The 9,824-nt window shown below is 43.0% G+C and carries 11 protein-coding genes; 6 read left to right on the forward strand and 5 right to left on the reverse strand.

Annotation, left to right across the window (positions count from 1 at the left end; genetic code table 11):
- A partial coding sequence (locus PLH26_RS16770; protein ID WP_324587183.1) for a magnesium transporter occupies nucleotides 1-751 on the reverse strand: 751 nt, incomplete at its 3' end.
- A gap of 89 nt (nucleotides 752-840) precedes the next feature.
- Here PLH26_RS16770 and PLH26_RS16775 point away from each other — a divergent pair.
- Nucleotides 841-1,224: an SET domain-containing protein-lysine N-methyltransferase gene (locus tag PLH26_RS16775; RefSeq protein ID WP_324587192.1), complete on the forward strand. Its 384-nt coding sequence runs from the start codon at nucleotides 841-843 to the stop codon at nucleotides 1,222-1,224.
- Nucleotides 1,225-1,320: 96 nt separating this feature from the next.
- Here PLH26_RS16775 and PLH26_RS16780 read toward each other — a convergent pair whose 3' ends face one another.
- Complete coding sequence (locus tag PLH26_RS16780) at nucleotides 1,321-2,202, reverse strand: fructosamine kinase family protein (RefSeq protein WP_324587184.1); 882 nt, start codon at nucleotides 2,200-2,202, stop codon at nucleotides 1,321-1,323.
- Between the two features lie 274 nt (nucleotides 2,203-2,476).
- Complete coding sequence (locus PLH26_RS16785; protein WP_324587185.1) at nucleotides 2,477-3,397, reverse strand: hypothetical protein; 921 nt, start codon at nucleotides 3,395-3,397, stop codon at nucleotides 2,477-2,479.
- A 513-nt stretch (nucleotides 3,398-3,910) separates the two neighbouring features.
- On the opposite strand from PLH26_RS16785, the gene PLH26_RS16790 reads away from it, so the two are divergent.
- Nucleotides 3,911-4,201 (forward strand): isoamylase early set domain-containing protein, encoded by a 291-nt coding sequence (locus tag PLH26_RS16790; RefSeq protein WP_324587186.1) that lies wholly within the window; start codon nucleotides 3,911-3,913, stop codon nucleotides 4,199-4,201.
- A gap of 51 nt (nucleotides 4,202-4,252) precedes the next feature.
- On the opposite strand, the gene PLH26_RS16795 is transcribed toward PLH26_RS16790, so the two are convergent.
- Nucleotides 4,253-4,405, reverse strand: a complete 153-nt coding sequence (locus PLH26_RS16795; protein ID WP_324587187.1) for a hypothetical protein — start codon at nucleotides 4,403-4,405, stop codon at nucleotides 4,253-4,255.
- Between the two features lie 72 nt (nucleotides 4,406-4,477).
- Here PLH26_RS16795 and PLH26_RS16800 point away from each other — a divergent pair, with 72 nt between their 5' ends.
- Both PLH26_RS16800 and PLH26_RS16805 read left to right on the forward strand, forming a co-directional pair.
- Complete coding sequence (locus tag PLH26_RS16800) at nucleotides 4,478-5,560, forward strand: mechanosensitive ion channel family protein (RefSeq protein ID WP_324587188.1); 1,083 nt, start codon at nucleotides 4,478-4,480, stop codon at nucleotides 5,558-5,560.
- Between the two features lie 106 nt (nucleotides 5,561-5,666).
- Entirely contained in the window at nucleotides 5,667-7,001 is a 1,335-nt protein-coding gene (locus tag PLH26_RS16805; RefSeq protein ID WP_324587189.1) for an MATE family efflux transporter, read from the forward strand.
- A 25-nt stretch (nucleotides 7,002-7,026) separates the two neighbouring features.
- On the opposite strand, the gene PLH26_RS21835 is transcribed toward PLH26_RS16805, so the two are convergent.
- On the reverse strand, nucleotides 7,027-7,194 hold the full coding sequence (locus PLH26_RS21835) for a LuxR C-terminal-related transcriptional regulator (RefSeq protein WP_502876405.1): 168 nt from the start codon (nucleotides 7,192-7,194) through the stop codon (nucleotides 7,027-7,029).
- Between the two features lie 17 nt (nucleotides 7,195-7,211).
- On the opposite strand from PLH26_RS21835, the gene PLH26_RS16810 reads away from it, so the two are divergent.
- The gene (locus tag PLH26_RS16810) at nucleotides 7,212-8,681 is read left to right on the forward strand and encodes an RHS repeat-associated core domain-containing protein (RefSeq protein WP_324587190.1); all 1,470 of its coding nucleotides are present in this window, start codon (nucleotides 7,212-7,214) and stop codon (nucleotides 8,679-8,681) included.
- A gap of 587 nt (nucleotides 8,682-9,268) precedes the next feature.
- Nucleotides 9,269-9,409, forward strand: a complete 141-nt coding sequence (locus tag PLH26_RS16815; protein WP_324587191.1) for a hypothetical protein — start codon at nucleotides 9,269-9,271, stop codon at nucleotides 9,407-9,409.
- Nucleotides 9,410-9,824 lie beyond the last annotated feature (415 nt).

Below are 9,824 nucleotides of genomic sequence, written 5' to 3' on the forward strand. Positions count from 1 at the left end.
AAAGCACATCATCAATGGTTACAATACCCAGCAATATATTGTTATCATCTACAACGGGAAGGGCTACCCTGTTGTTCATTTTAAATACATTATTGGCTTCTTCCTGGGTATCATGCACATTCAGCGCAATGAAACGTTTATCTATTATATCCGAAACAATGGTATCAGGGTTTGCCAGTATGATCTCCCGTATGCGAATATCATCTACAAAAGCGCCCCTTTCGTTGATAACATAAATTACATCAATCGTTTCTATATGTTTTCCTTCCGCGCGTATTTCATCCAGCACTTCTTTTACTGTCCAGTCTTCATGCACAGCTATATAATCCGGTATCATCAAACGACCCACCGACCCTTCGGGGTATCCAAGCAGCGCCAGTGTTATTTTTCTTTCTTCCGGATCAAGCAGCTTAATAAGCTCTCTTACCGCACCGGTAGGCATCTCTTCCAGGAAAGCAGTACGGTCGTCCGCCGGCAACTCATTGAGCAATTCGGCGGTTTTGAGCGGAGGCAATGACTTAATGATCCTTTTCTGTTCGGGTACATCCAGTATTTTAAAAGTACTTACCGCCCTGTGAGGCGACAGGATGGAAATGATCTGCGTTTCATATTCTTCGTTGTCGCTGATCAGTTGCGCTACATCGCTGATGTTCTGATTGTTCAGAAAATCCCGCATGATTAATTTATCGTTTGAAGCAATGGCTTCATCGAACTGATCCTGTAATGATATCGTTTCCTCGTCGAAGGGCATAATTTTTATTTTGATACTGCAAAATTAGAAATAGCTTTGAAGATCATCCCCGCATGGCATTGTAAAACCAATATCTATTTTTGCATGATATGCTTTCTGAATACCTGTATATAGACAACACCAAAGATAAAGGACGGGGCGTTTTTACACGCAAAAAAATAGCAGCGGGAACAATCCTAGAAGTGTCGCCCGTAATTGTAATGACCGGCGAAGACAGGAAGCTGCTGGATCAAACACCATTGCACGATTATATTTTTGTATGGGGAAAAAATAAGGATCAATGTTGTATGGCGCTGGGCTATATTGCCATATACAATCATGCTTACCGGTCGAACTGCGAATATTTTATGGACTATGATGACCGTATCATGCTCATCAAATCCGTAACGGCAATTGATGCCGGTGAGGAACTGACCATAAACTATAATGGCAACTGGGATAACAAAGAAAAAGTATGGTTTGATGTAAAGTAAGGTGTGAGGTAGAAGGCATGGGGTGTAAGGTGTGAGACACTGACAGCCGATTGCCGGCTCATGGCTCATAGCCCGGGGCTGATTGCTGACACCCTCCTATTTATATTGCCCGATCGTTTCAACCACCCTTTCCCTGTAGCTTCCGCCAAACAACAATAAATGCACCAGCAGCGGATAGAGCTGGCATAGCGCCACACGTTGCCGCCAGCCGGACTGCAGCGGAAAATGATGTTCGTACGCTTCATGAAAAACCGGGTCAAACCCGCCAAAAAGCAGGCTCATGGCGATGTCCATTTCCCGGTTCCCAAAATATACGGCAGGATCAAAAATTGCTGCATGTCCATCAGCACCGGTAATAAAGTTTCCACTCCACAGATCTCCGTGCAGCAGCGAGGACTTCTCTTCCGGAAAAATGTTATGCAGCTTATTGCAGATCTGTTCAGCAGCAGCCAGATGTCCTTCTTCAAGCATTCCTTTTTGGTGTGCTTTGCGTGCAAGCGGTAATATCCTCTCTGTTGCATAAAAATCAGCCCAGCTTTTGCGCTGATGGTTGGGCTGCACCAGCTTACCGATATAGTTATTGTAGCCCAGCCCGAACATGTCTTCACTTTTATGATGAAGCCGGGAAAGGCTTTCGCCGAAGTCCTCCCAAAAATGTTCAGCAGCCTGCCCGGGTTGTATATATTCTATCACCAGGAAGATCTGCTGGTTAAACTTTCCATCAAACAGCGGGCGGGGCACTTTAACGGTACCTGTATCTGCCAGTTGCACCAATCCCCCGGCCTCCTTTTCAAACATATCCAACCCGAATATGGAGGCGTTTACCTTAATGAAAAAGTTGCCTTTATTTGTTTCAAGCACAAAGCACCTGTTGATATCACCGCCATAAACGGACTTATATTGATGTATGGAAGTTGGGGAAGAAAAAAAATCAGTAAATCTTTGTTGTAAATGTTCAAGTAAAGCGGTGTGCAACATACCCTGGTTTTATTTTCAGCAAAGGTAGTGCGGAAAAGCCCCAAAACAGATCACTGGAAATAAATCACAGGAGACCAAAAATATACAGATGGTTTGAGCCCCGCCATCACAAGAAATCCGAAGGCAATAAGGTCCGAAATCCGAAGAGCTGCCGGCGACCGTAAAAAGCTATACGCGGAAAAGCTATGCGGGGCGTCCTTCGCCCCGCACTACTCTCTTATCGCCTCCAGGCGATACTGTCCATTTATTATAATATTGTCAAGCTCCTTATTCTTTAATAAGCCACCATCGCAGTGAGGCTGTTCCCGTTGGCACCTGTCCACACCAGTTCATAATAATAATTTCCCGAAGGGCAGGAAGCCGGCTTTCCCTCTGCATCCAGTCCGAATGTTGCCGTAGCCGTAGCTGTACCCACTTTGTGTTTAATTTTGCCACCGGTTAACCTGAAGCTGCAGTCCTGGCGAATGACCAACGGGTCGGTTACAGAGCTGGTAAATGAAGTACCAAAACGATTGGTTCCCCATACGGCTACCCCGGTATCATCATTTTCGGCGTGGGTGCCATAAACAGAAGCCACTGCACCATTATCGTAGGTGAATACCCGCTTTTGTGCGGTTTGCCAGTTCCTTTGTGCGCCATTATCAAATGCTACATTTATACCGGAGCTGGAAACCGTATGGGTTATGGATTCCAGCGATGACAAATTTGCCAGTAATCCCCCACTCACATTGGTAAAAGTTTGTTCACCATTAATGGTAATGCTCTTTTTATCCCTCTTTCGGGTTACTTTAAAATCCTGGTATTCAACTTTAAAAGATGCACCGGCATTTTTCCATTGTGTGCCCGGGGGAGCCGAAAATACAATAACGCCTTCCCGGGTACGGCTTCCCAAACATGCTTCGCCGTTAAAGGTTACGGTAATCGTTTGAGGGTTGCTCAACAGATTAACTGCTATGGAAGCATCACAAATGATATTGTCCTGATGGCGAGGGCTGGCCGGTCCGGACTCCAGCACTGCATTGGCATCAGAAAATACTGCATCGGTTTCCGCGGAGAAAAAGGCCTCATCATCGGCATGCACCGTAATTTCGGGATCATCTTTCTCTGTGGCGGGAGAATTGTCTTTTTTACAAGCTGTAAAGCCGAGCAGCAAAGCCAGTGAAAACAACCGGAGGTAATGCATGTTTTGTTTCATAAAAGAAGAATTAAAGATTGATGCAGGTTTTTTATTGAATTCCGGGAAAAATGCTCCCCGTTTTTGACCGTTCAACAATCCTGATTAACGCCTGTGTAAAGCATTTATTTCAACATATCCGCAACGCGCCTGCCCAAAGGCATAAGTATAAATGCTAATGGATTGATTTCTATATCTTTATTGAAATGTTAAACAAATGCTATATGAAAAGTTGGACAAATAATCATAGCCCCGGCTTTCTCTCCCTGAGCAATACAAGTGATCTGAATTATAATTATAAAAAACAGATAATGTTGGTTATAAGCATATTGTGTTAATTATTATAAATAAAATTGAAGGTACTTCCTTTAACAGAACAGGCTTATACCTACATATGTGGAAAAATCATTTCTGACTTGCAGGTTACTTTTTACACTTCTTTGTATTAAGGGAGAGAAAAGGTGTTTACCTTTGCGCGACTTGCTTTGCTGCCATTTTTGTAGTATTTATAAATCAACAATTAAAAAAGAGCACATGGTACAGAAAACCTATTTTAAGACCAAAGATTATTGCAAAGTAAAATTCGCTTTTAAGCCCGAAAACGCCGAAACTGTTGAAATACTGGGATTGAACAGCGACTGGGAAAATGCAGTTATAATGAGCAGGAAAAAAGATGGCACTTTCAGCGCCGATGTTAACCTGCCTAAAGACTCAAGGCACGAATTTAAATACAGGATAAACGAAACAGAATGGATCAATGATCCTGAAGCCGACGGAGTGGAACCTAATATTTATGGCGGCACCAACAGTGTGCTCTCCGTTTAAAATTATTTTTACATTTTATATTGCCGGTAATGGTCATGTTCATTCATGATATTACCGGTTTCTTTTAGCAGGGAAAAAAACCTGCACAGCAGGATGCGTGGTATAAAGCCTGTAGCTTTTGCCTTCGTTCACTAAAATGCCGCCCGAAGTGTTGTTGCCCACTATTGGGTTATTTGCATATTTCTCCCAGTTTGCTTTTAACATGCTTATACCGTTGTAATGTAGTAAATTTGAGCTTTTTATTTTTTTAGCCGATCGTATTAAAGTGGTTATGCTATGAATGATTTATTACAAAAAATATATTGGGGAAATACTGTTACCGCCTATTTAATTGCCGCCGGAGGTATAATAGTAGCCTGGCTTATACTGAAAGTCATCAAAGGCATGGTTATTCATTTTTTAAAGAAAAGATCCCAGCGCACCGATAATATTTTTGATGATCTTTTAATTAAAGGGATAGAGAAATTTGTTGTTCCGTGCATTTACCTGCTGGTTAATTACGGTATCATTACTCAGCTTACACTTCAGCCCAAACTGGCGCGTATATTGGAAGTAGCCATTATGGTGATCACCACTTATTTTGTGATAAGGTTCATCAACTTTGCTATTCATGGTGCCATTTTGCTGCGCATGGAAAGAAAAAAAGAAGCACCGGAGCGTATCAAACAACTTTCGGGGATTTTGATGGTAGTAAAAGGTATTATATGGGCATTTGGTCTGATTGCGCTCATAGATAACCTAGGGTACGACATCACCACCATTATTGCAGGATTTGGTATCGGGGGAATAGCCATAGCATTGGCCGCGCAGAATATACTGGGAGACCTTTTTAGTTATTTTGTCATCTTTTTTGATAAGCCCTTTGAAGTGGGCGACTTTATCCTGGCCAACGAGTACCTGGGAGTTGTGGAAAAAATAGGCATCAAAACCACGCATGTCAGGAGTCTCGACGGGCAGCAACTGGTAATGCCCAACTCGGAATTGGTAAAAACAGTGATCAACAATTATAAAAGACTCGAAAGAAGAAGAGTTGTATTCAATCTCCGCGTGGGATACCACACCCCCGTTGAAAAGGTCAGGCAAATTCCGTCAATGATAAATGAGATCATCAGCAGCCAGGAAAACGCATCGTTCGACAGGGCCCATTTCCAGTCGTTTGGTGAATTTAGCCTCGACTACGAAATCGTTTATTATGTTAATTCCCCGGATTATGTTTTACGCATGAATACCCACCAGGAAATATGCTTTGCCATTTTGGACAGGTTTGAAAAAGAAAAAATAAAATTTGCATTGCCCACACAAACCATATTTTCAGCCCGCATACCGGACAATGATTTTGTTGCGGCACATCAGCAGTGATGTTCAGATGAATGGCGAAGCATTATAACGGCAGGAGGTATGCCGTAAATTCAAACTGCATTGTATTTTAAAATATTCCATCTTTGCTGCCATTACTTTAAGCGGTATGCACTTATCATTATGGGGGGAGGCCAGAAGCACCCTGCGTTTATCATTTCCCATTATACTGGGTGAGTTAGCCCAGATGGCGCTGCACATCATTGATACGGCTATGGTAGGCGCTTTGGGATACAAGCAACTGGCGGCGGGCGCACTGGTACTGGCCGTTCTGAACATTCCTTTTGTAATTGGCATTGGTATGACCATTTCCGTTTCGCAACTGGTATCCATGTCGCATGGACGCAAAGACGGGCAAAAAGTATCGCATTATTTTTATAACGGGTTCTGGCTGTGCGCTGCAACGGCAGTACTTATTTCCCTGTGCCTTGTGCTGGGTAAGAACATCCTCTTTCATTTGAAACAGGACCCCGAAGTAGCCGCACTGGCCGTTCCCTTTCTGGAGCTGATGGGCTGGAGTGTTATTCCCATGCTGCTTTTTATGTCGCTCAAGCAATTTACCGACGGACTGGAGAGAACACGCACTGCCATGATCATTTCACTTGTTGCATTACCTGTAAATATATTCATCAACTGGCTGCTGATCTTCGGCAACTGGGGCTTTCCCCGGCTCGAATTGCCGGGCGCCGGCTGGGGCACACTCATCACCCGTTCGCTGATGTTCCTTACACTGGGCGCTGTTATTTTGTGGCACCCGCTTTTTCGCCGTTATATCATGGTAAGAAAAAACCAGTGGAAGATCCGTTTACGAACGATCAAAGATTTGTTGCATATCGGCGTGCCCAGCAGTTTGCAGGTGGGGATGGAAGGAGGCGCTTTTGCCATTTCGGGTATCATCATCGGAACCATTGGCGCCACATCGCAGGCGGCGCACCAGATAGCATTAAGCTGCGCTTCATTTACTTTTATGGTATCCATGGGACTCGCGCAGGGAAGCTCCATAAGAGTAAGCAATGCCTATGGGGGATTCAACAGGCTGAAAATAATTGCCATTGGAAAAAGCACGCTGATCACTGCTTTGCTGTACGGCGTATGCTGCGCCATTATCTTTATTGCATTCCGCAATCTCTTACCTGTTGCATTTAATGAAAATGAAAATGTTATTCAAATGGCGGCGTTGCTGCTGATCTATGCAGCGGTATTCCAGATATCGGACGCCACACAGGCCATTGCGGCGGGATTGTTGCGCGGCATTAAAGACGTTAAAGTGCCTACGGTGCTCATCGGCGTAGCGTACTGGGTTGTGGGCATTCCTGCGGGATATTTGCTGGCTTTTAATGGAAAAATGGGCGCTGTGGGCATTTGGATCGGGTTCATCGTGGGACTCTCCTGCTCCAGCATGTTTTTGTGTAACCGCTTTTTAAGGATGGCAAAGAAGGTTTGATCCTGATCGTTTTTATACTTTAGGACTATTCAATTTCCACGAGCTTATATTTGAGTGCAAATAGGACCAGTTCCATCCTGCTGTTCAACTTAAATTTGCTGAACAGGGAACTGCGGTAATCATCAATAGTGAACCTGCTTACATACATAGCGGATGCGATGTCTTTGTAACCCGGCAAGGAGGATTGGCCCAAATGCGCTGATCAAAGTAATGGCTACCGATAAAATTGATCTTGCCGTGTATGCCTATTACAGGAGCGTGGGGCAAAACAACAGCAACAACAGCGTTGCTGCCGATATGATAACAGCATTGATCTCCGCTTTTGGCGGCAGTTCTGCAAGCCTTGACCCAACAGGCAAGTATACCATTGCCCAGCGCAATGCCAGCAGTTTTACAAGTGGGGCCTATGGTGCCATCAACAATTTAAAAGACGATGACCCTAACCTCAGCAGCGGCAAGCCCAAAGCGTATTTAAACTGGATATTATTTGATGAGCAGTTCAGAATGGTAAACTCCAGCAGCGGTACCCGGCAGGTGAACATGAATGCGGATGTGCCGGCTACCTCACCTATGGCACAAGGTGGAATAATTATGAATGCAAATGGTTATCTTTACGTATACCTGTCCAACGAAAGCCCGATGGACGTGTTCTTTGATAATTTGCAGGTAACGCATACGAGGGGGCCTATCCTTGAGGAGACACATTATTATCCATTCGGACTGACGATGGCGGGGATAAGCTCCAAAGCATTAGCGTTCGGAAGCCCTGAGAATAAATACAAATACAATGGCAAGGAAGAGCAGAGAAAAGAGTTTAGTGATGGAAGTGGATTAGAATGGTTAGACTTTGGAGCAAGGATGTATGACCCGCAAATAGGGAGATGGCATGTGGTGGATCCGTTGGCGGATCAAATGCGGAGACACTCTCCTTATAACTATGCGTTTGATAATCCCTTACGGTTTATTGATCCGGACGGGATGGCACCGGATGATTGGATAAAATTTAAGGACAAGCATGGAGACAATCAGGTAGCATGGGTGTCTTCCATTACTGATGAAGCATCGTACAATGAATGGAAAACAGCTAATGCCGGGAATGAAAATGTTAGGAATGCTGAATACATTGGGAAAACAGGTGTGGTTCAGAATGGACATGTTAAAGATGATGTGGACAATAAGGGCGCTTTTCAATTAAATTCAGATGGAACCGCGACGAAATTAGAATACGGAACCGGAAACCTTACCACTACACAATCAGATCCTTCTAATGCTGAACCTGAAGCCCAAGGAGGTGTAACGGCTCAACCAGAAAGCGATCTCATGAGTCCATCTTCTATTGCAGGCGGTATAGGACTAGAATTAGACGTTAGTAAAGCAGGCTTAAAAAACCAAGCAAAAAATGCAGGTTCATGGGCCGAAAAAGCTGAATCTTTACGTGCATCGAAAATTGCTAGTGTTACCGGTAAAGTAGTAGGTATCGGAGGTGCTGTTTTTACAGCGATTGAAAGTGCTAGAGATGCAAATGGCTTTACAGCTGGAGATGCAGTAAAAGTCGCTATAGGATTAGCAACAACTTTTACTCCATTTGGATGGACATATGGGTTAGCTGATTTAACCTACGGAATTATGACAGGCACAACGATTACAGACAGAATTGGAAATGCGATTGATAAAAGATAAACTCGGGTTTAAATGCAAAATTTCTTTTTTGATTATATATATTATAGGTTGTTACAATTTTATTTTAAATGGGATGGGAGAAATGGAATTACTGCAGTGATAGGAGTAAGTATGATACAATGTTTAGTCCTTTTTGATTTACTATTTCTGGTAGAAAGATTTTTTAATTCTAAGGAGCAAATTGTTTCTACTCAAAATGCCAACGTGATAGGGTACGTAGCAGTCTGCGTTCTTATTGCTTTAATAATATATAATTATTATAAGTATAAGGATAAATTCAATTATTATAAGAGACGCTGGAAAGATGAATCACCAAGAACCCGAAAATTAAAGGGGATTGTAGTTTTAGCTTGTTTACTTCTCCCATGGGTACCCTTAGTTTTATTAGGAAGACGTTAATTATGCATGGCCCCCCTACTGGTGCAGGTCTTGTAGCATTGGGTTGTGTGTATAGCCAGACCTGATACTGGCGCAGGTCTGTAGCGTTGGTGGTGTGAGAGAGCCGACCTGTTGCCTGGGCATTACTTATTTTACAATAATTGAGCTATTGTTTTTGGTATAGAGCCAAAATAAATTAATAACTTTTTTTGCCGCTGCAGGTGTTCCGCCGTCCCGCCGTTGTTGTGTATGCGGAGTGGGTAATGCGGGGAGGCGTACCAACAACAGAAGCAGGGATATATGATTATCTCCATGTTGCAGTGGTAGCCAATTGTATATGGAAGCCATAAAGAACTGAGGGTATTCGGTTAAGTAGGAAGGGCACAGCGACTAATACACATTTTGGTTTAACCAAACCCAAAAAAGAAGATGCCAAACGAGTTTATCTACTTTTTCTTCTGCGGCTATCAAGTCATTTGATTTAAACCGCTTGGGACTTTGACTAAAGAATTGCTGTCCAGCAAAAATTCAGAAATTGCCACCCTAATTAAAGATGAAATGTTTTAGTAGTTTGATAGATAATTTTAATACTTTAACTTTACGTCAGTTGGTAGAAAGTCATAAGAGAGAAATTAAGATATAGAATTTCATTTTTTATGACAAGCATTTGACAAACAAAGCCTATAACATATTGAAACCCAGGACAAAAGGATTCCTGTTCCGGGCACAGCTTAGAGCAATATATTAATTTATATTGCTTTTTTA

The sequence above is a fragment of the Agriterribacter sp. genome, assembly GCF_035444585.1.
Classification (GTDB): domain Bacteria; phylum Bacteroidota; class Bacteroidia; order Chitinophagales; family Chitinophagaceae; genus Agriterribacter.